Below are 20,916 nucleotides of genomic sequence, written 5' to 3'. Positions count from 1 at the left end.
CCCATGCCGCCGCTGCGCACCGCCCTGCTCCAGAGCTCCGGTCACCCCGGCGACCCCGCCCGTAACCTCAAGGTCCTCGACGCGGCCGCCGAGCGCGCCGCGGCCGACGGCGCCGGACTGCTGATCGCCCCGGAGATGTTCCTCACGGGCTACGCCATCGGCGACGGCGTCCAGGAGCTGGCCGAGCCGGCCGACGGGCCCGGCGGGCAGGTCGCGGCCGCCATCGCCGCCGCGCACGGCCTCGCCGTCCTCTACGGCTACCCCGAGCGTGACCAGGCGCGGCCGGAGGTCGTCTACAACTCCGCGCGGCTGGTCGGCCCGGACGGCACCGAGCTCGCCAACTACCGCAAGACCCATCTCTTCGGCTGCTTCGAGCGCGACGCGTTCACCCCCGGTGACACCCCCGTCGTCCAGGCCGACCTGGGCGGGCTCACCGTCGGCATCCTGATCTGCTACGACGTGGAGTTCCCGGAGAACGTCCGGGCCCACGCCCTGGCCGGAACCGATCTGCTGGTGGTGCCCACCGCGCAGATGCACCCCTTCCAGTTCGTGGCCGAATCCCTCGTCCCGGTGCGGGCCTTCGAGAGCCAGATGTACATCGCGTACGTCAACCGCACCGGACCCGAGGGCGAGTTCGACTTCGTGGGGCTGAGCTGTCTGGCGAGCCCCGACGGCACCACCCGCACCCGGGCCGGCCGGGCTGAGGAACTGGTGATCGGCGACGCCGACCCCGAGCTGCTCGCCGCCTCGCGCACCACCAATCCCTATCTGCGCGACCGCCGCCCCGGGCTGTACGGGGCGCTGACCTGAGCACCGGCGCCCCCCGCGCCCGCCCCCTCCCCACCCCGCGTACACCCCCGCACGACCGCAAGGAGTCCGTACCGATGACGTCCATGCCCAACGCCGTGCCCGGCGAGCACGAGCCGCAGCACGCCGACGCCCTCCCGCCCATCACCATGTTCGGGCCGGACTTCCCCTACGCCTACGACGACTTCCTGGCCCACCCGGCGGGCCTGGGCCAGATCCCGGCCACCGAGCACGGCGCCGAGGTCGCGGTCGTCGGCGGCGGTCTGTCCGGCATCATCACCGCGTACGAGCTGATGAAGATGGGCCTGAAGCCCGTCGTCTACGAGGCCGACCGGATCGGCGGACGGCTGCGCACCGTCGGCTTCGAGGGCTGCGACGAGTCGCTGACCGCCGAGATGGGCGCGATGCGCTTCCCGCCGTCCTCCACCGCGCTCCAGCACTACATCGACCTGGTGGGTCTGGAGACCCGGCCGTTCCCCAACCCGCTGGCGCCCGAGACCCCCTCCACCGTCGTCGACCTCAAGGGCGAGTCCCACTACGCCCGCACCATCGACGACCTCCCGCAGGTCTACCGCGAGGTGATGGACGCCTGGAACGCCTGTCTGGAGGAGGGCGCGGACTTCTCCGATATGAACCGCGCCATCCGCGAGCGGGATGTGCCGCGCATCCGTGAGATCTGGTCGCGCCTGGTGGAGAAGCTGGACAACCAGACGTTCTACGGCTTCCTCTGCGACTCCTCGGCCTTCACCTCCTTCCGGCACCGGGAGATCTTCGGCCAGGTCGGCTTCGGCACCGGCGGCTGGGACACCGACTTCCCCAACTCCATCCTGGAGATCCTGCGCGTCGTCTACACCGAGGCGGACGATCACCACCGCGGTATCGTCGGCGGCAGCCAGCAGCTTCCGCTGCGGCTGTGGGAGCGCGAGCCCGGGAAGATCGTCCACTGGCCGCAGGGCACCTCGCTGTCGTCCCTGCACGGCGGCGATCCGCGCCCGGCCGTGACCCGGCTGCACCGCGCCGCGGGCGACCGCATCGTGGTGACGGACGCGGACGGGGACATCCGCTCGTACCGGGCGGTGGTCTTCACCGCGCAGTCCTGGATGCTGCTCTCCAAGATCGACTGCGATGACTCGCTCTTCCCGATCGACCACTGGACGGCGATCGAGCGCACCCACTACATGGAGTCCAGCAAGCTCTTCGTCCCCGTCGACCGCCCGTTCTGGCTGGACGAGGCCGTCGACGACAAGGGGGAGCCCACCGGACGCGACACGATGAGCATGACGCTCACCGACCGGATGACCCGCGGCACCTATCTGCTGGACGACGGCCCGGACCGCCCGGCCGTCATCTGCCTCTCGTACACCTGGTGCGACGACAGTCTCAAGTGGCTGCCGCTGTCGGCGAACGAGCGGATGGAGGTCATGCTCAAGTCGCTGTCGGAGATCTATCCGAACGTGGACATCCGCAAGCACATCATCGGCAGCCCGGTCACCGTCTCCTGGGAGAACGAGCCCTACTTCATGGGCGCGTTCAAGGCCAACCTGCCCGGTCACTACCGCTACCAGCGGCGGCTGTTCACCCACTTCATGCAGGACCGGCTGCCCGCGGACCAGCGCGGCGTCTTCCTCGCGGGCGACGACATCTCCTGGACGGCGGGGTGGGCCGAGGGCGCCGTACAGACCGCGCTCAACGCGGTGTGGGGCGTGATGCACCAGTTCGGCGGCGCCACCGACCCCAAGAACCCGGGGCCGGGCGACCGTTACGACGAGATCGCGCCGGTGGAGCTGCCGGAGGACTGAGCCGGACCGTCCGCACCGCGAGTCGCTCCGGCCGGCAGCGGGGTGAGCAGAAAGCGCCCGACCAGACCCACGCTCGCGCCGATGCGCTCGGTGAACTCCTCCGCCAGCTCCGGGAGTCCGCGCAGCCCCCACAGGGCGCGGAACGCCGCCCACGCGGCGTCCCGCGCCCGGTCCAGGCTCCAGGAACCCACCAGATGGGTCAGCGGATCGGCCACGTCCAGCAGATCGGGGCCGGGCATCAGCTCCTCCCGGATCCGCTCCTCCAGCCCGGTGAGCAGGGCCCCGACCCGGTCGAAGTCCCCTTCCAGCGCGGCCGGTTCCGCATGCCGGGCCCGGCAGGTGTCCACCAGTGCGAGCGCCAGGTCATGGCCGATATGGGCGTTGATCCCGGCGAGCGCGAACTGCACCGGGCGCACCTCCGGATGGCACCGCAGCTCGAACAGCGGCCGCCAGCAGGCGGGCGGCCGACGGCCCGCCGCCGCCGCGTCCACCGCGGCCAGATAGCGCCCGGCGAAGCGCACGTCCAGCTCCTCGGTGGCGGCCGGATCCTGGAAGTACCCGGCCGCGAGCCCCCGGCCCACCTCCTCGGTGACCGACAGATACACCCGGTTGAAGACCGCCACCCCGTCCCCGGGCGGCAGCGCCGTGCCGAGCGCGCGCATCCGCGCCACGACGCTCCTCACACTCCGCGGCGGTGCGGGCCGCGCGCCGGTCGGCATCGTCATGGACGCAAGCGTGGCAGCCCGGACCCCTCTACGTCCGGCCGAGTGCCACCGCTTCCCCGGATCGGCCTAACGCCGTCAACCGCGGTACAGGGCCGCCCCGTGCCGGTGGACCGCCGCCCATCCTGGGACCGGCAGACCCTGGATAGCGGCCGGGGGCGCGGTGACGATGGAGGAGTGCCCCGATCGGAACTCGCCGACTTCCTGCGACGCTGCCGAGCCCGGCTCACCCCCGCCGACGTGGGGCTGACGCCCGGCCCGCGGCGCCGTACCCCCGGACTGCGCCGGGAGGAGGTGGCCCGGCTGGCCGGGATGTCAGCTGACTACTGCACCCGGCTCGAACAGGGCCGCGGCCCGCGCCCGTCCCGCCGGATGCTCACCGCGCTGGCCCGTGCGCTGCGGCTCACCGACCCCGAGCGCGACCACCTCTTCCGGCTGGCGGGGGAGGAGCCCCCGCACGATCCGGCCACGTCCGGACATATCCGCCCCGGACTGCTGCGCGTCCTGGACCGGCTGTACGACACCCCCGCGCAGGTGGTCACCGACTGGGGCGAGGTGCTGGCCCAGAACACCATGGCGGCCGCCCTGTTCGGTGACCTCACCGCACGGCCGCCGGGGGACCGCAATCTCGTCCGGTCCTTCTTCACCCGGCGGACCGGCCCGGGACTGCCCGAGACCGCCGGGGAACGCGAGGAGCGTGAGGAGCGCCAGGATCGCGCCCGGAACCTGGTCGCCGATCTGCGGGCCGCCCTCACCGCCCGCCCCGACGACCCCGGCCCCGCCGCGCTGGTGGCCGAACTGCGGGCCGGGAGCCAGGAATTCACGGCGCTGTGGGAGGCCGGCGCGGCGGCGGTACGGCGCTCATCGATACGGCGGTTTCGGCATCCGGTGGTGGGGGATCTGGAGCTGGAGAGCGAGGTGCTGCTGAGCGCGGACCACGCCCAGCGGCTGATCGTGTACACCGCCCGTCCCGGCAGTACGGCCGCCGAACGGCTGGAACTGCTCGCGGTCGTGGGCCTCCAGGACCTCGCCCCGAGCGGATGAGTCCCCGGTCGCCCGGCCGCGTCGCCAGTTGTGCCGGTCGCGCGACGGTCGCGTCCCCGCGGCGGCGTCTGACGGCTCTGGCCCCGCTGCCGGTGGACGAACCGGCCGACCGCGCGCGCCGGGGCGCTCGGCCGGACCCACCCCACGCCCCGCCACGAGGCGTACCGCGGCGTCAGCCGGAGGTGCTGCGCTGCGCCGATTCGGGCTTGTGGGCCGCGTCGCCCGGCGCGTGCGCGGTTTCCCGGGCCGCTCCGCGCAGCACGCCCGCACCCGCCACCAGGCCCAGCGCGCCCACCGTGACCAGGCAGAACGACACCGTCAGCGAGGTCATGTCCGCGATCGAGCCCATCGCCGCGGGGGCGATCAGACCGGAGGTGTAGGTGATCGTGGCCACGCCCGCGATGGCCTGGCTGGGGGCCGGGCCGCTGCGGCCCGCGGCGGCGAACGCCAGCGGCACCACCACCGCGATGCCCAGCCCGATGAGGCCGAAGCCCGCGATGGCGAGCCCCGCGTTCGGTGCCGTGACGACCAGGAGGCCGCCGAGCGTGGCGAGCACCCCGCCCGCCCGTACCGTGCGGACCGAACCGAACCGGCCCACCACCGCGTCGCCCGCCAGCCGGGCCCCGGCCATGGTGCAGGAGAAGGCCGTGGTGCAGGCGGCGGCGACCCCGGGGGAGGAGTCCATGACGTCCCGCAGATAGACCGCCGACCAGTCCAGGCTCGCTCCCTCGGCGAACACCGCGCAGAACCCCACCGCGCCGATGATCAGCGCGGAGCGGGGCGGAAGCGCGAAACGGGGCGGCGGATGCTCCTCGGTGGCGCTGTGCAGATCCAGCACCCAGTGGCAGGCGATCGCGCCCAGCAGGGTGAGGGCCCCGGCGGCGATGGCCAGATGCGGCCGGGCGTCCGCCTCGGCGTGGGCCGCGACCGTGCCCGCCGCCGAGCCGATGAGCGCGCCCGTGCTCCACATCCCGTGCAGCCCGGACATGATGGGCCGCCCAAGCCGGGTCTCGATCTCCACGCCGAGGGCGTTCATGGCAACGTCGGACATCCCGGCGGTCGCGCCGAACACGAACAGCGCGCCGCACAGCCAGACCGGGCCGGGCACCAGCGGGGGCACCGCGAGCCACAGGCACCACAGGGCCAGCAGTCCGCGCAGTGCCGCACGGGCGCCGAAGCGGTGGCTGATCCGCCCCGCCAGCGGCATCGCGAAGGAGGCCCCGATCGCGGGGAAGGCGAGCGCCAGGCCGAGTTGGCCCGCGCCGATGTCCAACCGCTCCTGGATCCAGGGGATGCGGGTGGCGAAGTTGCCGGTGACCGCGCCGTGCACCGCGAACACCGCCGCGACGGCCCTCCGCGCCCGCCGTATCGGGACCATCTGAAGGGCCCCGGATTCCGTACCACTGCTCATGGCTGTCGCTCCCTCCCCGAAGCGCGGCCCTTCCCTTGTCCTGCCTGTCCTGTCTTTCCCCGCCCTGTCCTGGCTGTCCTGTCCTGATGCCGGTGGGAAACTATCAGGGAGCCTGCCTGATAGATAGGCGATGTCTCCGGACGTCCGTCTGGAAGGATTCCGGCATGACCTCGACGCGTGGCCCCGCCATGGGCCGCACCGCCTCTCCGCGTACGGCACGGGCCATCAACGACCGCCTCGCCCTGCATCTGCTCAAGGACGAGGGCCCGTTGACCGCGGGCCAGCTCAAAACGCTGACCGGTCTCTCCCGCCCCACGGTGGCGGACCTGGTGGAGCGGCTGCGAGCGGCCGGACTGATCGCGATCGTGGGGGAGGCGGGGGCGGAGCGGCGCGGGCCCAACGCCCGGGTGTACGGGATCGTCGCGGAGGGCGCGTACGTGGCCGGGGTGGATGTCCGCACCGACAGCGTCGCCGTCTGCGTCGCGGATCTGCTCGGCCGGACGCTGGCCGAAGCGTCGCTGCCGGTCGCCCCGGACGCCGACCCCGCGCGGACCGTCGCGGACGCGGTGGCCCTGGTGGAGCGCACCGCCCGGCGGGCCGGGGCGGACCGGCTGCACCACATCGGGGTGGGCGCACCCGGTCTGGTCGACCCGGCCACCGGGGTGCTCAACTCCCCGGCCGGACTGCCCTCCTGGCACCGCGAGCTGGCCGACGCGCTGCACGGCGGGCTGGCGGCGCCGGTGCTGCTGGAGAACGAGGTCAACCTCGCCGCGGTCGCCGAACAGCGGCTCGGCGTGGTGCGCGACCGGGACACCTTCGTCCTGCTGTGGCTCGGTCACGGGGTGGGCGCGGCCGTGGTGCTGGACCGGGTGCTGCGGCGCGGCGCCTCCGGCGGCACCGGCGAGATCGGCTTCCTGCCGGTGCCGGGGACGACGGGACTGCCCTCGGCGACCGGCTGCGACGGCGGCTTCCACGCTCTCGCGGGCAGCCGCGCGATCTGCGCGCTCGCCCGGGAACACGGTGTGGACGCGGCGTCGGCGGGCGGTACGGACGACGCGGGGGCGGCGGAGGCGGTACTGCGGGCGGCCGTCGCGGCGGGGGAGCGGGCCGCCCCCTTCCTGGACGCACTCGCGTCGCGCGTCGCCCTCGGCGCCGCGGCGGTGACCGCGGTGCTCGACCCGGGCTGTGTGGTGCTCGGCGGTGAGATCGGCCGCGCGGGGGGTACGGCCCTCGCCCATCGCGTCGAAGCGCACGTCGCCCGGATGTCCCCCCTGCGCACCGAGATCCGCCCCGGAACCGTCGGCGGCGGGGCGGTCCTCCGCGGCGCGGTCCTCACCGCGACGGACGCGGCCCAGAACGCCCTGTTCGGCGCGGACCACGCGGACTAGCTGCCGGTCGGGCCCGGCCTCGGCCCCGTCCACACACGCCGGTACGGCACCGCCATCGCCCCTGTCGCGGCCGATCCGCGACCGGTTGGGACGCGGCGGCGGCCCCCGGTCTTGCTCCACGCGCGGTAGGGCACCGCAACCGACCTCCTGCCGCGGCCGGTCCGGCACGGCCCTCGCCTCGTCGCAATCCCGCGCGGCCGAGCCGCGGCCCGAGCGGCGGGCCGCTGGTCACCGGCCTGCCGCGGTGGCCGCCCCGGTCGGGCCCCGGCTTCGCGGACCCGGGCCACCCCCCGGGGGTGAGGGAGGCCACAGGGGGTGGGCCTCCATGTCTGCTGATCGTCATGGCAGACTGGGCGCGTACCAGTGACGTCAGCGCACTCCGGGGTCGGTGAAAATCCGAACCGGCGGTTACAGTCCGCGACCCGCCCGCCGCCAGCGGCCGGTTGACCAGGTGAAATTCCTGGACCGACGGTGAAAGTCCGGATGGGAGGCAGTGCGCGGCGAATGCGACATCACCGGTGCGCCGCCATCGGCGGTCCGCGCTGTTTGGGTGTGGGCCCGTCTGCCGAGCCCGGCGTGCCGACGGCGCCGTTGTTCGCTTGTGTCGTTTCCGACAGCCCCGGAGTCCGTGCCCGAAGAGGCAGGAGGACCCGGTGGCCACCGCAGCCGAAGCCGACGCGATGCGCCATGCCGTCGCGCTCGCAGCCCGCGGCCTCGGCCACACCAGCCCCAACCCCGTCGTCGGCTGCGTCATCCTCGACGCTCGGGGCCGCACCGTCGGTGAGGGCTGGCACCAGCGGGCCGGCGGCCCGCATGCCGAGGTCCACGCGCTGCGCGCCGCGGGTGAGCGGGCCCGTGGCGGGACCGCGCTGGTCACCCTCGAACCCTGCAACCACACCGGCCGCACCGGGCCCTGCGCCCAGGCGCTCATCGACGCCGGGGTCGCCCGCGTCCGTTACGCCGTCGCCGACCCCACCGCCGCGGCCCGGGGCGGTGCCGCCACCCTCGCGGCCGCCGGAATCGATGTCGCGGCCGGACCGCTGACCGACGAGGCCGAGGCGGTCAACGAGGCCTGGCTGACCTCGATGCGGCGCGGCCGCCCCTTCGTGCTGTGGAAGTACGCGGCCACCCTGGACGGCCGCAGCGCCGCGGCCGACGGCACCAGCCGCTGGATCACCTCCGCCGCGTCCCGTGCCGATGTGCACCGGCTGCGCGCCGAGGCGGACGCCGTGATCGTCGGCTCCGGCACGCTGCGCGCCGACGACCCCCATCTGGCCGTACGTGACCGGGACGGGGTCACCCAGCCGCTGCGGGTCGCCGTCGACACGAACGCGACCGCCCTGAAGCCCGACGCCCGCATCCTGGACGACGCCGCGCCCACCCTCGTCGCCGTGGCCGAGGACGCCGACACCGGACACCTCCCGGCCGGCACGGAGAGCGTGCGGCTGCCCCGCGCCGCGGCGGGGCGCGGCCTCGACATCGCCGCGCTGCTGACCGCCCTGCACCACCGCGGGGTGCGCTCCGTACTGCTGGAGGGCGGGCCCACGCTCGCCGGGGCGTTCCTCGCCGCCGGGGTCGTCGACAAGGTCGTCGGCTATCTGGCCCCCGTTCTGCTCGGCGCGGGCCCCGCCGCCCTCGCCGACGCCGGAATCACCACCATCGCGCAGGCGTTGCGCCTTACCACGGCCGACATCACGCGGCTCGGGCCCGATCTGCGCGTCACCGCTGTTCCCGCAGCCCCCCTCGCCGAGGAGAACTGAAGTGTTCACCGGAATTGTCGAAGAACTGGGTGAGATCGTCGCCATCGAGAACCTGGGCGACGCCTCCCGCTTCCAGGTGCGCGGCCCCGTCGTCACCGACGGTGCGAAGCACGGCGACTCCATCGCGGTCAACGGCGTCTGTCTCACCGTCGTGGACCTCGACGAGGGCTCCGCGGGCGGCGAGTTCAGCGCCGATGTGATGGCCGAGACCCTGAACCGCTCCAGTCTCGGCGCGCTCGCCGTGGGCTCCCGCGTCAACCTGGAGCGCCCCATGGCGCTCGGCGGGCGGCTCGGCGGCCATATCGTCCAGGGCCATGTCGACGGCACCGGCACCATCGTCGAGCGCAAGCTCTCCGAGCACTGGGAGACCGTCAGGATCTCGCTCCCCGCCGATCTGAGCCGCTACGTCGTGGAGAAGGGCTCCATCACCGTCGACGGCATCAGCCTGACCGTGGTGGACGCGGGCCTGGACTACTTCACCGTCAGCCTGATCCCGACGACGCTCGCCCTCACCACCCTCGGCGTCAAGCAGACCGGAGACCCGGTCAACCTCGAGGTGGACGTGGTCGCCAAGTACGTCGAGCGGATGCTCGGCGACCGCGCCCACGGCCCCGCCGCCACCCCCGGCCCCACACCCGCCCGCGCGTCCGGAACCACCGACGGGGAGGCCGTCTCATGACCGCCCTCGACCGGCTGGTCGCCGGGTCCGGACCGATCCACCGCGAGGCCACGGGCGTGCCCGTCCCGAGCGCGCCCGTCCTTGGAAGGAGTGCCATGAGCGAGGCATACGCGGAGACCGAGCCGCACACCGCCGAGCCGCAGCCGACCACAACCCCCGCGCCCCTGCGCGCCGCCGGGGCGTGGCCCGACGAACTGGCGCTGGACTCCGTCGAGCGGGCCGTCGCCGACATCGCCGCGGGCCGCCCCGTCGTGGTCGTGGACGACGAGGACCGGGAGAACGAGGGCGATCTCATCGTCGCCGCCGAGAAGATCACCCCCGAGATCGTCGCCTTCATGATGTCCGAGTGCCGCGGGCTGATCTGCGCCACTCTTGCGGGCACCGACCTCGACCGGCTGGAACTGCCCCAGATGGTGGAGCAGAACTCCGAGTCCATGCGTACCGCGTTCACCGTCTCGGTCGACGCCACCGCCGAGCACGGCGTCAGCACCGGTATCTCCGCCGCCGACCGGGCCACCACCCTGCGGCTGCTGGCCGATCCGCACAGCACCCCCGGCGACTTCGCGCGCCCCGGCCACATCTTCCCGCTCCGCGCCCGCCCGGGCGGGGTGCTCGCCCGCGACGGTCACACCGAGGCCGGGGTCGACCTGGCCCGGCTCGCGGGGCTGCGCCCGGCCGCCGCGATCGTCGAGATCGCGGGCGAGGACGGCGCGATGCTGCGCCTGCCCGACCTGGTCACCTTCGCCCGTAAGCACGATCTGGCGATCATCTCCATCGAGAACCTGATCGCCCACCGCAAGGCGCTGGAGCCCGCCGTGCGGCGCGAGGCCAAGACCCGGCTGCCCACCGCCTTCGGCGACTTCCAGGCGTACGGCTACCGCTCCACCGCCGACGGCGTCGAGCACATCGCCCTCGTCCACGGCGAACTCGGCGACGGCGAGGACGTGCTGGTGCGGGTCCACTCCGAATGCCTCACCGGCGATGTCTTCCACTCGCTGCGCTGCGACTGCGGCCCCCAGCTGCACGCCTCGCTGGAGCGGGTCGCCGCCGAGGGCCGCGGTGTGGTGCTCTATCTGCGCGGCCACGAAGGGCGCGGTATCGGGCTGCTGTCCAAGCTGCGCGCGTACCAGCTCCAGGAGCTCGGCCGGGACACCCTGGACGCCAATCTGGAGCTGGGGCTGCCCGCCGACGCGCGGGACTACGCCGCGGGCGCGGAGATCCTCACCGACCTCGGGGTGCGCTCCCTGCGGCTGATGACCAACAACCCCGAGAAGACCACGGCCCTGGTCCGCCACGGACTGCGGGTCCTCGGCCGGGAGCCGATGCCGGTCCAGGCCGGGGAGCACAATCTGCGGTATCTGCGGACCAAGCGGGACCGGATGGGGCATGACCTGCCCTGGCTGGACGGCGATCGCGCCGAACCCGTGTCCGCGTGCGGTAACCAGTAGCCGGGCCGCGCCGCATACGGCAACACCGGTAAAAATCCGATCAGAACGACCCGTACATCCCCGTACGAGGGCAAGAAACGCACCGAGGAGAGACGTGAGCGGTAAGGGTGCCCCCGAACTGTCCGTGAAGAACTGCGGCGACCTGCGGGTGGCCGTCATCGCCGCCCAGTGGCACGAGAAGGTGATGGACGGGCTGGTCGACGGCGCCCTGCGCGCCCTCGGTGAACTCGGCATCTCCGAGCCCACCGTGCTGCGGGTGCCGGGCAGCTTCGAGCTGCCGGTGGTCGCCAAGGTCCTGGCGGGACGCGGCTACGACGCGATCGTGGCCCTCGGGGTGGTCATCCGCGGCGGCACCCCCCACTTCGACTACGTGTGCCAGGGCGTCACCCAGGGCCTCACCCGGGTCAGCGTGGACAGCGGGGTCCCCATCGGCTTCGGCGTGCTGACCTGCGACACCGAGGAGCAGGCCCTCGACCGCGCCGGGATCGCCGGATCCAGCGAGGACAAGGGCCACGAGGCGGTCACCGCCGCCGTCGCCACCGCCGCCACCCTGCGCTCGGTCGCCGAACCCTGGCGCTGAACCGGACCGGCCCGCACCAGTAGGATGACGGGCATCATGGCCAACAAGACGTTCGAGGAGCTCTTCGCCGAGCTCCAGCAGAAGGCCGCCACGGCCGACCCCGCCACCTCCCGCACCGCCGAGCTGCTCCAGTCCGGTGTGCACGCCATCGGCAAGAAGGTGGTGGAGGAGGCCGCCGAGGTGTGGATGGCCGCCGAGTACGAGAGCGACGCGGCGGCCGCAGAGGAGATCTCGCAGCTCCTCTACCACCTTCAGGTGATGATGGTCGCCAAGGGCATCTCCCTCGACGACGTCTACGCTCATCTCTGAGCCGTCCGTCCCTGAGCCTCGGGTGTCCGGGACCCCGGGGCCCGTGCCACCCCCTCGCAACCGATCGCTACCGAAGGAAAGAACTCTCATGCTGCGCATCGCCGTCCCCAACAAGGGTTCACTGTCCGAGCCTGCGTCGGCGATGCTCCATGAGGCGGGCTACCGGCAGCGCAAGGACCGCAAGGAGCTCGTCCTCGTCGACTCCGACAACGACGTGGAGTTCTTCTTCCTGCGCCCCCGTGACATCGCCGTCTACGTCGGCTCCGGCCGGCTCGACATCGGCATCACCGGTCGCGATCTGCTGCTGGACTCCGGCTCCCAGGCCGAGGAGATCATGCAGCTCGGCTTCGCCGGGTCCACCTTCCGCTACGCGACCCTCCCCGGCACCGCCAAGGACGTCAGCGAGTTCGGCGGGATGACGGTGGCCACCTCCTTCGCCGGACTGGTCACCAAGCACCTCGCCGACCACGGGGTGGACGCCGCGGTGGTCCACCTCGACGGGGCCGTCGAGACCGCCATCCAGCTCGGGGTCGCCGAGATCATCGCGGATGTCGTCGAGACCGGGACCACCCTGCGCAACGCCGGTCTGGAGATCATCGGCGAGCCGATCCTCCAGTCGGAGGCCGTGGTCATCCGCCGTACCGGCGCCCCCGCGGACGACCCCAAGGTGCAGCAGTTCCTGCGCCGGATGCAGGGCGTCCTGGTGGCCCGGCGCTACGTGATGATGGACTACGACATCCGCGTCGAGCACGTCGAGCGCGCCGTGGCGCTCACCCCCGGCCTGGAGTCGCCCACCGTCTCCCCGCTGCACCACGAGGGCTGGGTCGCGGTCCGCTCGATGGTCCCCTCCAAGGACGCCCAGCGGATCATGGACGAGCTGTACGACCTGGGGGCCCGGGCGATCCTCACCACCGGGATCCACGCCTGTCGGCTCTGACCGCGGCCATCACGGCCACCGCGCCCGCCCCGCCCACCCGCTTCCCACGAGAGACCGACCACGTGTCCTCCGCCGCGCCCCTGCCCGCCCTGCCCGTCACCTTCCGGCCGACCAGGACCCGGGCGGTCCTGATGACCGTCGGCACCGCCGTTGTCATCGCGCTCACCGCGGTCGGACTGCTCCTGGAGCGCCTGAGCCCGGGGGAGAAGGCCAGCTTCGTCATCACCGGCCTGATCTTCTTCGGGGTGCTGGTGCTGCTCAGCCGCCCCAAGGTGGTGGCCGACACGGACGGGGTGACGGTGGTCAACCTCACCACCAAGCGCCGTCTGGAGTGGGCGGAGGTGCTCCGGGTCAATCTGCGGCCCGGCGATCCATGGGTCTTCCTGGACCTCGCGGACGGCACCAGCCTGCCCGCCATGGGCATCCAGCCGGGCATCGCCAAGGAGCGGGCCATCAACGACGCGCGGGCGCTGCGGGCCCTGGCCGAGAAGCACGGCACGGGCGGTGAATCGGCCTGATCCGGGCCTCCGCGGCCGGTCCGCGGCGGCCGGGCGGCGCTCCGTCGGCCCGAGGGGCCTGCCCGTGACGCCCCATCCTTGATTACCCTGTTGCCGGGGCCGAACGGTGCCCCGCCCCGCCATCTCCTGTTCGCGCGCCCCGCGCGGCCGGCGGGCTCCCCTGCGACCCGAGGAGTGACTCCCTCCGCAGATGGACGGATCGTCCTGTAGTACCTGCGCCGCCGCCGGCCAGAAGGCGGCGGCATGAGCACCACCCAGTCCCTTCTGCTGCTCTCCGCGGCCCTCGTTCTCATCCTCGCCAACGGCTTCTTCGTAGCGGCGGAATTCGGCCTGGTCACCGTCGAGCGACCGGACGCCGAACGCGCCGCCGACGAGGGCGACCGGCGCGCCCGCACCGTCGTCGAGGCGCTCCGCGAGCTGTCCTTCCAGCTCTCCGGCACCCAGCTGGGCATCACCATCACCTCCCTGGTGGTCGGCATGCTGGCCGAGCCCGCGCTCGGCCATCTGCTGACCGTGCCGCTGGAGGCCGCCGGACTGCCGCACGGAGCCGTGTCCGGGGTGGCCGTTGTCATCGGCATGCTGGTGGCGTCCGCCGTCCAGATGGTCATCGGCGAGCTGGTGCCCAAGAACTGGGCCGTCTCGCGGCCGCTCCAGGTCGCCCGGTTCGTCGCGGGCCCGCAGCACGCCTTCGCCCGCTTCTTCCGGCCGGTCATCGCCCTGCTCAACACGGTCGCCAACCGGCTGGTGCGGATGCTGGGCGTGGAGCCCACCGAGGAGCTGGCCTCCGCCCGCACCCCCGGTGAGCTGGTCTCGCTCGCCCGCCACTCGGCGCGGGCCGGCGCGATCGAGCAGGACACCGCCGATCTGTTCGTCCGGACCCTGTCGCTGGGCGATCTCACCGCCCAGCACGTGATGACCCCGCGGGTCCGGGTGAGCGCCCTTCAGTCCACGGCGACCGCCGAGGACGTGCTCAACCTCACCCGCGCCACCGGGCTCTCCCGCTTCCCGGTCTACCGCGAACGCCTCGACGAGGTCATCGGGATGGTGCACCTCAAGGACGCCCTCGCGGTGCCCGCGCACGACCGGCTGCGCACCCCCGTGGGCGGGATCGCCCAGCCCCCGCTGCTGGTGCCGGAGACCCTGCCGGTCCAGCCGCTGCTGGAGCAGCTCCGCAGCGAGCAGCCGATAGCCGTGGTCGTCGACGAGTACGGCGGTACGGCGGGCGTCGTCACCCTGGAGGACATCGTCGAGGAACTGGTCGGCGAGGTCCGCGACGAACACGACGACGAAGACGCCGATATGCCCGACCTGATCCAGATCGTCACCGAGGACGGCCGTCACGCCTGGGACGCCGACGGCGGCTGCCGCGTCGACGCCCTGCGCCGGATCGGCCTGGAGGCACCCGACGGGCCGTACGAGACCGTCGCCGGACTCGTCGCCGACCTGCTGACGCGGATCCCCGCCCCCGGCGACACCGCCGAACTGCCCGGCTGGAAACTGGCCGTCCGGCAGGTCGGCCACCACCGGGCGGAGCTGGTACGCATCGTCCGCACCAAGACGGGTACGCCGGTGGGGCAGGCGGGCACCGCCGCCACCGTCACCTGTCCGGCTGCCAGTACGGCCGCCGGTACCGCCGCCGGGAAGGGGACCGAGCGATGAGTCTCGTCCAACTGCTCTTCGCCGCCCTGCTCGTCCTCGCCAACGGCTTCTTCGTGGGCGCCGAGTTCGCCCTCGTCTCGGTGCGCCGCAGCCAGATCGAGCCGCGTGCGGCCGAGGGCTCCGGTCGCGCCCGTACGGTGCTGACCGGTCTGGAGAACCTGCCGCAGATGATGGCGGCCGCCCAGTTCGGCATCACCGTCTGCTCGCTGACCCTCGGCGCGGTCGCCGAGCCGACCGTCGCCCATCTGCTGGAGCCGGTCTTCCACGCCGTCCATCTGCCCGCCCAGTTGGTCCACCCCTTCGGCTACGCCATCGCGCTCGCCGTCGTGGTCTTCCTCCATCTGGTCATCGGCGAGATGGTGCCGAAGAACCTGGCCATGGCGGCGCCCGAGAAGACCGCGCTGTGGCTCGGCCCCGGCCTGGTCGGCTTCGCCCGGCTGTGCCGCCCGGTCACCGCGGCGCTCGGGGCCTGTGCCCGGCTGGTGCTGCGGCTGTTCCGGGTCGAGCCCAAGGACGAGGTCGAGGCGGTCTTCACCAGTGAGCAGCTGACCCATCTGGTGGAGGACTCCCGGCAGGCCGGACTGCTCGAGCCCGGTGAGCACGAGCGGCTCGCCGACGCCCTGGAACTGGGCAGCCGCCCGGTCACCGATGTGCTGCTCGACCGGGCGGGCCTGGTCACCGTCGACCCCTCGGTCACCCCGCGGCAGATCGAGGAGCTGACCGTACGGACCGGCTACTCGCGCTTCCCGGTGCGCGGCCCCGGCGGTGCCTTCATGGGCTATCTGCATGTGAAGGACGTCCTGGACCTGGAGTTCCCGGAGCGCGCCGTACCGCAGCGGGTCTGGCGGCCGATCGAGACCCTGCGCGCGGAGCTGCCCCTCGACGACGCCCTCACCGTGATGCGCCGGGCCGCCTCGCACCTCGCGGCCGTCACCGACGCCTCGGGGAAGGTGCTGGGTCTGGTGGCCCTGGAGGACGTCCTGGAGATACTGGTCGGCGAGGTCAGGGACCCCGCCCACCGGGCCGTGAAGCGCCGCCGGGTGGCCGTGCCGCGCGGTGCCTCGGCGGAGCCGAAGGGAACGGAACCGGCGGAGCGGCCCGCCATGGTGGCGCGCTAGCGCGCTGACGCGCCGCGGCACGTGCCATGAGGGGCGCGCCCGGCTGCGGCGGCGTCCGTGGCTGGTCGCGCCCACGCGGCGGAGCCGCACATCGACACAGCCCCGCGCCCCTGAGGGGCGCGGCGGGGCGGTCAGGACAGCGGGTCCTGCGGGTCGCGGTACATCGGACCGCGGCCCGACAGGACCTCCCCGTACGCCTGCATCAGATCCGGCAGCCGCAGTGTGGCCAGATCGTCCCGGGTCGGGGTGCCCGTCCATCCGGACAGCCGCAGATCCCGGTACGCACAGCTCTTCTCGTACAGCGTGCGCAGGAAGCGGCCGTTGCCCAGCTCGTCGATCCAGCCCTGGTCCACCACATGGCCGCTGATGCTGCGCAGCTCCTCCACGGCCTCCTCGTCCCACACATCGCCGTTCTCCGCTGCCAGCACCTCGCCGATGCGGGTCAGCTCCAGCGGACGGTAGCTGGGGAAGTCCACCCGGGTGGTGAAGCGCGAGCCGAGGCCGGGGTTGGCGGCCAGCAGCCGGTCCATGCCCTCCGGATAGCCCGCCAGGATGACCACCAGCCGGTCGCGGTTGTCCTCGGCGCGCTTGAGCAGCACCTGAAGGGCCTCGTCGCCGTACGCGTCGCCCTTGCTGTAGCCGGAGTTGGACAGGCTGTACGCCTCGTCCACGAAAAGCACTCCGCCCAGTGCCGAGTCGATCAGCTCATTGGCCTTCACGGCCGTCTGGCCCAGGTACTCGCCGACCAGATCGGCGCGCCCTGCCTCCACCAGATGGTCGCCGCCCAGCAGCCCGAGCGCGTAGAAGACCCGGCCGAGGATGCGGGCCACGGTCGTCTTGCCGGTGCCGGAGGGGCCGGAGAAGACGAAGTGCCGCTTGGGGGGCTGGACCGGCAGGCCCTGCCCGGCGCGCAGCCGCGCCATGTGGAGCTGTGCGGACAGCGCCCGCACCTGCCGCTTGACCGGCTCCAGGCCGACCATGCGCTCCAGCTCCTGCAACGCGCTCTCCAGCAGCGCCGGATCGGAGGGCCCGGGCTGGGCGGGCGTCCCGGACCGCTCACGGGTGCCGCCGGAACCCGCCACGGCGGCGCCGAGGAGCGCCGCGCCACCGCCGGGTCCGGGCTCGCCGCCCGTCCGCAGCTCACGGCCGTCGCCCGGGTCGGCGGCGGGCAGCGGGTCGGGGTCGGCCGCCGCGCCGTCGCGGAGGTCGCCCGCGTCCTGGCCGCCGACTCCGGCCAGCGAGACGGCCGCCAGGTCCGCGGGCTCGTCCAGCCCGTCGGACTCGGCTATCGCCGCGAGCCGCGCCGAGGTGTCCATGAAGGTGGGATCGATCCGGTGCACCGCGCGGTACAGGGGGAGCGCGGCGGCGCTGCGCCCGGTGCCCTCGTGGGCGCGGGCGAGCCAGTAGCGCAGCTCCTTGCGCTGGGGCTGTTCGCTGCGGCAGCGCATCAGGGCGGCGGCGAGCAGCGGTTCGGCCTGGCCGAACATCTCCAGCCGGACCCGGGCCATCCCGCCGAAGAGCCCGGCCTCGATGCCGAGGAGCGGATCGTCCAGCAGTGGTTCGGTGTGCCGCACCAACTGCTCCCAGTCCTTGACGAGATAGGCGCGGCAGGCGTGCAGAAAACGGGCCTGGGGGTCCGCCTCCACCGGCGGGCAGCCGGCCAGCGCCCGGTCCAGCTCGGGGACATGGCGGCCGTCCAGCCAGTGGGAGGCGTGGGCGAGTAGCAGATCACGGCTGGTCTCCAGCACCGGCTGGACCCACCAGCCCAGCCAGTACCAGGAGTTGAGGGTACGGCGGTGGCGGGCGCGCTGTTCACCGAAGCGGTCGCGGTGGCGGTACATCCGCAGCAGCGCGGTGGCGGTGTCGGCGCGCAGTGCGTGCAGACCGAGCCAGGCGTCGGCCATACCGGGGTCGTGCCGCACGGCGGCCCGGAACTCCTCCTCGGCCTGTGCGTAGGCGCCCATCGTGTAGGCGTCGACGGCCCTCAGCCAGGCGAGGTCGGCCGGGGCGTGCGATCCTTGCGAGCCGAAATCCATCACGTCCCCCACCACCCCTGCCCCCGTGGATGCCGCAGGGGCGACTGCCCCTTGGGCATCGTACCTGCGCAGGCGGCACCGGCCGAGGGTGCCGCACTGTTGTTCGTCGCAATCGCACAATGCCGAGCGGGTGTGCACGGGGGCGTATATGGGGCGCGAACAGCCACGCCCCGCCACACAGCGCATGGTCACCGAGGGTGAGCCGGGCTGTGCGCAAAGCACCGGAAAACCGGCGCCAGACAGGACGAAGCCCCCGATCACGGGGGAACAACCGGGGGCTTCGCGTTGTGGGGCGACTCGTACGAGTCGCACATTGAGAACGTAAGACCTGTATGGCCCCCAGGTCAAGCCGAGTTGGGGCACGCGTCGCACCTCGGGCACCGAGTGGCGGACTGGTCGGCCAGGCTAGCTCACGCTGTGTGAGCCGGGGGGTCGTTTCGGTCGACCACTGCCGGTCCCGGCAGCAGCGCGTACCCCTTCGTTCCCTGCGCCACCAGGGTGTCGGCGTGCGGACGCGAGGGGTCGGCGGCGAAGTGCAGACGTTCGGCGTGTCGCCAGCCGTCCCAGAATGCGGACAGCTCCGGTCCATCGCGGAGCTCGCCACGCCGCCAGGAGAGATGGTCGGGCAGCTCCATCCACAACAGATGGGCCAGCCGTGGGCGTACGGCGCGACGGCCGCTGCCCACCCCCTCCAGCAGGACGACCGGAGCGGGATCCAGCCGCCGCCGGTCCGCCGCGAAGCGGCGCGCCACCCAGTCGTACGGGGCGTACCGGGCGGCGGTGCCGCGGGCGAGCGGGTCGAGGACCTGCCGGTGCAGCCGCTCCGCCCACCCGAACAGCTCGTCATGGGTGGCGAGGTCGTCGGTGTGCAGGACCGGGGCGCCGCCGAGCGCCGCCGCCAGCCGCCCCGCGAAGGTCGTCTTCCCCGAACCGGCGTGTCCGTCCACGGCGACGATCCGCACCGCACCGCAGGAGGCCGGCAGGGCACGCAGCCGCCGGGCCAGTACGCCGAGCGTGTCGGTGCTGCCGGTGCTGCCCGGGGTGCCGGTGGGCTCGTTTGTACCGGGTGTGCCGGTCGGTTCGGGTGAGTCCATCGCCGCCCAGCCTACGGCGCCCGCCGTACACGTTCACTCCACTGGTCCACACCAATATTGATGAGCGAACGGGGTGGGAATCACTGGTCTGAGACCACCCGTGGCGGCCATAGTTGTGCGACTGTCACGCACCCGCCGCCCCATGGGACGACTGGACGACGACTGGGGGAACCCCGTATGAGCAGATCCGGATCCACGCCCCGCCGTTCCGTACTCGCCGCCGCGCTCGGTGTCGCGGGCGCCGCCGCCGTCTCCACCGCCGGCGCCTCCGCGGCCCCGGCCGGGACCGCCCGCCCGGCCGGGGCGCCGCGGCCGGAGGCGGGCGCGGCGCGGAAGCCGAAGGGCAAGGCCGCGGCGGTCGCGGAGTACCACGGCTGGAGCAGTGCCGCCGACTGGAAGGCCGGGACCGCCAAGGGCGTCCGCGCCCAGTCCGGCACCCGTCCCGGCATCGTGATCGCCACCCCCGCGGGCACCGCGGACTACACCGATCCGCACACCGGCACCAAGGCCGCGTGGGAGTACGCGACCTGGACCTCCCCGGTGCGCAAGCTCTCGATCCCCGCGACCGAGGCCATCGTCTCCTGGAACGCCCGCACCCCGGCCGGTGCCTGGATCCAGGCCGAGCTGAAGGCCACCTACTCCGACTCCACCAGCACGCCCTGGTACGTGATGGGCCGCTGGGCCTCCGACGACGGCACCGCATCCATCCGGCGCACCTCGGTGGACGACCAGAGCGACGGCAAGAGCTCGGTGTGGACCGACACCCTCTCCGTCGACGCCCCGGAGAGCGGGCTGCGGCTGGTCTCCTACCGGATCCGGCTCACCCTCTACCGCAAGCCCGGCACCACGCTCACCCCCACCGTGTGGCGGGTCGGCGCGATGGGCTCGGACGTCCCCGACCGCTTCGAGGTGCCCGCCTCCGAGCCGAGCCCGGGCGGCGTGCGTGAACTCACCGTCCCGCGCTACTCGCAGGAGATCCACAAGGGCCAGTACCCCGAGTACGACAACGGCGGCGAGGCGTGGTGCAGCCCCACCTCCTCGCAGATGATCATCGAGTACTGGGGTCGCAAGCCCACCGCCGACGACCTCGCCTGGGTCAACCCCGACTACACCGACCCCCAGGTCTGCCACGCCGCCCGCGCCACCTTCGACTACCAGTACGACGGCTGCGGCAACTGGCCCTTCAACGCCGCCTACGCCGCCACCTACCGCGACCTCCAGGGCGTGGTCACCCGGCTCGGCTCGCTCACCGACGCCGAGAAGCTGATCAGCGTCGGCATTCCGCTGATCACCTCGCAGTCCTTCCTCAAGACCGAGCTGGACGGGGCGGGATACGGCACCTCGGGCCACCTGATGACCGTCATCGGCTTCACCGCCGACGGCGATGTCATCGCCAACGACCCGGCCTCGCCCACCAACGACGCGGTCCGCCACGTCTACAAGCGGCGCCAGTGGGAAAATATCTGGCTGCGCACCAAGCGCTACAACGCCGACGGCAAGGTGGTCTCCGGCACCGGCGGCGTCTGCTACCTCTACTTCCCGGCCAAGCCCACCGCCGCCCAGTGCCGGGTGCTGAAGGAACTCGGCATCGGCTGAGCTCCCACCCC

At 73.1% G+C, this 20,916-nt stretch carries 18 protein-coding genes and 1 riboswitch; of the genes, 14 read left to right on the top strand and 4 right to left on the bottom strand.

Annotated elements, in window-relative coordinates; translation table 11 throughout:
* Positions 1-3 precede the first annotated feature (3 nt).
* Together HUT19_RS07205 and HUT19_RS07200 are read left to right on the top strand one after the other, a co-directional pair.
* The gene (locus HUT19_RS07205) at positions 4-810 is read left to right on the top strand and encodes a carbon-nitrogen hydrolase family protein (protein WP_176179657.1); all 807 of its coding nucleotides are present in this window, start codon (positions 4-6) and stop codon (positions 808-810) included.
* 74 nt (positions 811-884) lie between these two features.
* Entirely contained in the window at positions 885-2,606 is a 1,722-nt protein-coding gene (locus HUT19_RS07200) for an NAD(P)/FAD-dependent oxidoreductase (RefSeq protein WP_176179656.1), read from the top strand.
* On the opposite strand, the gene HUT19_RS07195 is transcribed toward HUT19_RS07200, so the two are convergent.
* A complete protein-coding gene (locus HUT19_RS07195) occupies positions 2,567-3,331 on the bottom strand; it encodes a DUF5995 family protein (protein WP_176179655.1) in 765 nt (254 codons plus the stop codon). The two genes, HUT19_RS07200 and HUT19_RS07195, sit on opposite strands and share 40 nt — an antisense overlap.
* Positions 3,332-3,505: 174 nt before the next feature.
* Here HUT19_RS07195 and HUT19_RS07190 point away from each other — a divergent pair, with 174 nt between their 5' ends.
* On the top strand, positions 3,506-4,372 hold the full coding sequence (locus tag HUT19_RS07190) for a helix-turn-helix transcriptional regulator (protein WP_176179654.1): 867 nt from the start codon (positions 3,506-3,508) through the stop codon (positions 4,370-4,372).
* Positions 4,373-4,544: 172 nt separating this feature from the next.
* On the opposite strand, the gene HUT19_RS07185 is transcribed toward HUT19_RS07190, so the two are convergent.
* Entirely contained in the window at positions 4,545-5,783 is a 1,239-nt protein-coding gene (locus HUT19_RS07185) for an MFS transporter (RefSeq protein ID WP_176179653.1), read from the bottom strand.
* A 164-nt stretch (positions 5,784-5,947) separates the two neighbouring features.
* Here HUT19_RS07185 and HUT19_RS07180 point away from each other — a divergent pair, with 164 nt between their 5' ends.
* From HUT19_RS07180 to HUT19_RS07135, 10 genes are all read left to right on the top strand, one after another.
* Positions 5,948-7,171: an ROK family transcriptional regulator gene (locus HUT19_RS07180; RefSeq protein ID WP_176179652.1), complete on the top strand. Its 1,224-nt coding sequence runs from the start codon at positions 5,948-5,950 to the stop codon at positions 7,169-7,171.
* A 370-nt stretch (positions 7,172-7,541) separates the two neighbouring features.
* Positions 7,542-7,672, top strand: a riboswitch (FMN riboswitch).
* A gap of 152 nt (positions 7,673-7,824) precedes the next feature.
* Entirely contained in the window at positions 7,825-8,931 is a 1,107-nt protein-coding gene (gene ribD / locus HUT19_RS07175) for a bifunctional diaminohydroxyphosphoribosylaminopyrimidine deaminase/5-amino-6-(5-phosphoribosylamino)uracil reductase RibD (RefSeq protein WP_176179651.1), read from the top strand.
* Position 8,932: 1 nt separating this feature from the next.
* Positions 8,933-9,610 carry a riboflavin synthase gene (locus HUT19_RS07170; RefSeq protein ID WP_176179650.1) on the top strand — a complete coding sequence of 226 codons (678 nt, stop codon included), beginning with the start codon at positions 8,933-8,935 and terminating at the stop codon, positions 9,608-9,610.
* Positions 9,611-9,705: 95 nt separating this feature from the next.
* Entirely contained in the window at positions 9,706-11,058 is a 1,353-nt protein-coding gene (locus tag HUT19_RS07165; protein ID WP_176179649.1) for a bifunctional 3,4-dihydroxy-2-butanone-4-phosphate synthase/GTP cyclohydrolase II, read from the top strand.
* A 94-nt stretch (positions 11,059-11,152) separates the two neighbouring features.
* Positions 11,153-11,638, top strand: a complete 486-nt coding sequence (ribH, locus tag HUT19_RS07160; RefSeq protein ID WP_176179648.1) for a 6,7-dimethyl-8-ribityllumazine synthase — start codon at positions 11,153-11,155, stop codon at positions 11,636-11,638.
* Between the two features lie 36 nt (positions 11,639-11,674).
* Entirely contained in the window at positions 11,675-11,947 is a 273-nt protein-coding gene (locus tag HUT19_RS07155; protein WP_176179647.1) for a phosphoribosyl-ATP diphosphatase, read from the top strand.
* A gap of 88 nt (positions 11,948-12,035) precedes the next feature.
* Positions 12,036-12,884, top strand: a complete 849-nt coding sequence (gene hisG / locus HUT19_RS07150; RefSeq protein WP_176179646.1) for an ATP phosphoribosyltransferase — start codon at positions 12,036-12,038, stop codon at positions 12,882-12,884.
* 62 nt (positions 12,885-12,946) lie between these two features.
* Positions 12,947-13,402: a PH domain-containing protein gene (locus HUT19_RS07145; protein ID WP_254885473.1), complete on the top strand. Its 456-nt coding sequence runs from the start codon at positions 12,947-12,949 to the stop codon at positions 13,400-13,402.
* 243 nt (positions 13,403-13,645) lie between these two features.
* Positions 13,646-15,061: a hemolysin family protein gene (locus HUT19_RS07140; protein WP_176179645.1), complete on the top strand. Its 1,416-nt coding sequence runs from the start codon at positions 13,646-13,648 to the stop codon at positions 15,059-15,061.
* Positions 15,058-16,179, top strand: coding sequence for a hemolysin family protein (locus HUT19_RS07135; protein WP_176179644.1), 1,122 nt, complete (start codon positions 15,058-15,060; stop codon positions 16,177-16,179). Before HUT19_RS07140 ends, HUT19_RS07135 begins: the two co-directional genes overlap by 4 nt.
* A gap of 131 nt (positions 16,180-16,310) precedes the next feature.
* Here HUT19_RS07135 and HUT19_RS07130 read toward each other — a convergent pair whose 3' ends face one another.
* Positions 16,311-18,215 (bottom strand): AAA family ATPase, encoded by a 1,905-nt coding sequence (locus HUT19_RS07130; protein ID WP_176179643.1) that lies wholly within the window; start codon positions 18,213-18,215, stop codon positions 16,311-16,313.
* 410 nt (positions 18,216-18,625) lie between these two features.
* Positions 18,626-19,309, bottom strand: a complete 684-nt coding sequence (locus HUT19_RS07125) for a uridine kinase (RefSeq protein WP_254885472.1) — start codon at positions 19,307-19,309, stop codon at positions 18,626-18,628.
* Positions 19,310-19,486: 177 nt separating this feature from the next.
* Here HUT19_RS07125 and HUT19_RS07120 point away from each other — a divergent pair, with 177 nt between their 5' ends.
* The gene (locus tag HUT19_RS07120; RefSeq protein WP_176179642.1) at positions 19,487-20,905 is read left to right on the top strand and encodes a peptidase C39 family protein; all 1,419 of its coding nucleotides are present in this window, start codon (positions 19,487-19,489) and stop codon (positions 20,903-20,905) included.
* Positions 20,906-20,916: the final 11 nt, after the last annotated feature.

This window comes from Streptomyces sp. NA02950, assembly GCF_013364155.1.
Lineage (GTDB): Bacteria > Actinomycetota > Actinomycetes > Streptomycetales > Streptomycetaceae > Streptomyces.
The sequence above is the reverse complement of the archived record's forward strand: the minus strand, read 5'-3'. Positions and strand labels throughout refer to the sequence as shown.

Coding starts and splice junctions, on each gene's coding strand:
- HUT19_RS07205 (WP_176179657.1), top strand. CDS start 4: ATGCCGCCGCTGCGCACCGCCCTGCTCCAGAGCTCCGGTCACCCCGGC.
- HUT19_RS07165 (WP_176179649.1), top strand. CDS start 9,706: ATGAGCGAGGCATACGCGGAGACCGAGCCGCACACCGCCGAGCCGCAG.
- HUT19_RS07185 (WP_176179653.1), bottom strand. CDS start 5,783: ATGAGCAGTGGTACGGAATCCGGGGCCCTTCAGATGGTCCCGATACGG.
- HUT19_RS07180 (WP_176179652.1), top strand. CDS start 5,948: ATGACCTCGACGCGTGGCCCCGCCATGGGCCGCACCGCCTCTCCGCGT.
- HUT19_RS07125 (WP_254885472.1), bottom strand. CDS start 19,309: ATGGACTCACCCGAACCGACCGGCACACCCGGTACAAACGAGCCCACC.
- hisG (WP_176179646.1), top strand. CDS start 12,036: ATGCTGCGCATCGCCGTCCCCAACAAGGGTTCACTGTCCGAGCCTGCG.
- HUT19_RS07135 (WP_176179644.1), top strand. CDS start 15,058: ATGAGTCTCGTCCAACTGCTCTTCGCCGCCCTGCTCGTCCTCGCCAAC.
- HUT19_RS07120 (WP_176179642.1), top strand. CDS start 19,487: ATGAGCAGATCCGGATCCACGCCCCGCCGTTCCGTACTCGCCGCCGCG.
- HUT19_RS07155 (WP_176179647.1), top strand. CDS start 11,675: ATGGCCAACAAGACGTTCGAGGAGCTCTTCGCCGAGCTCCAGCAGAAG.
- HUT19_RS07195 (WP_176179655.1), bottom strand. CDS start 3,331: ATGACGATGCCGACCGGCGCGCGGCCCGCACCGCCGCGGAGTGTGAGG.
- HUT19_RS07130 (WP_176179643.1), bottom strand. CDS start 18,215: ATGGATTTCGGCTCGCAAGGATCGCACGCCCCGGCCGACCTCGCCTGG.
- HUT19_RS07200 (WP_176179656.1), top strand. CDS start 885: ATGACGTCCATGCCCAACGCCGTGCCCGGCGAGCACGAGCCGCAGCAC.
- HUT19_RS07140 (WP_176179645.1), top strand. CDS start 13,646: ATGAGCACCACCCAGTCCCTTCTGCTGCTCTCCGCGGCCCTCGTTCTC.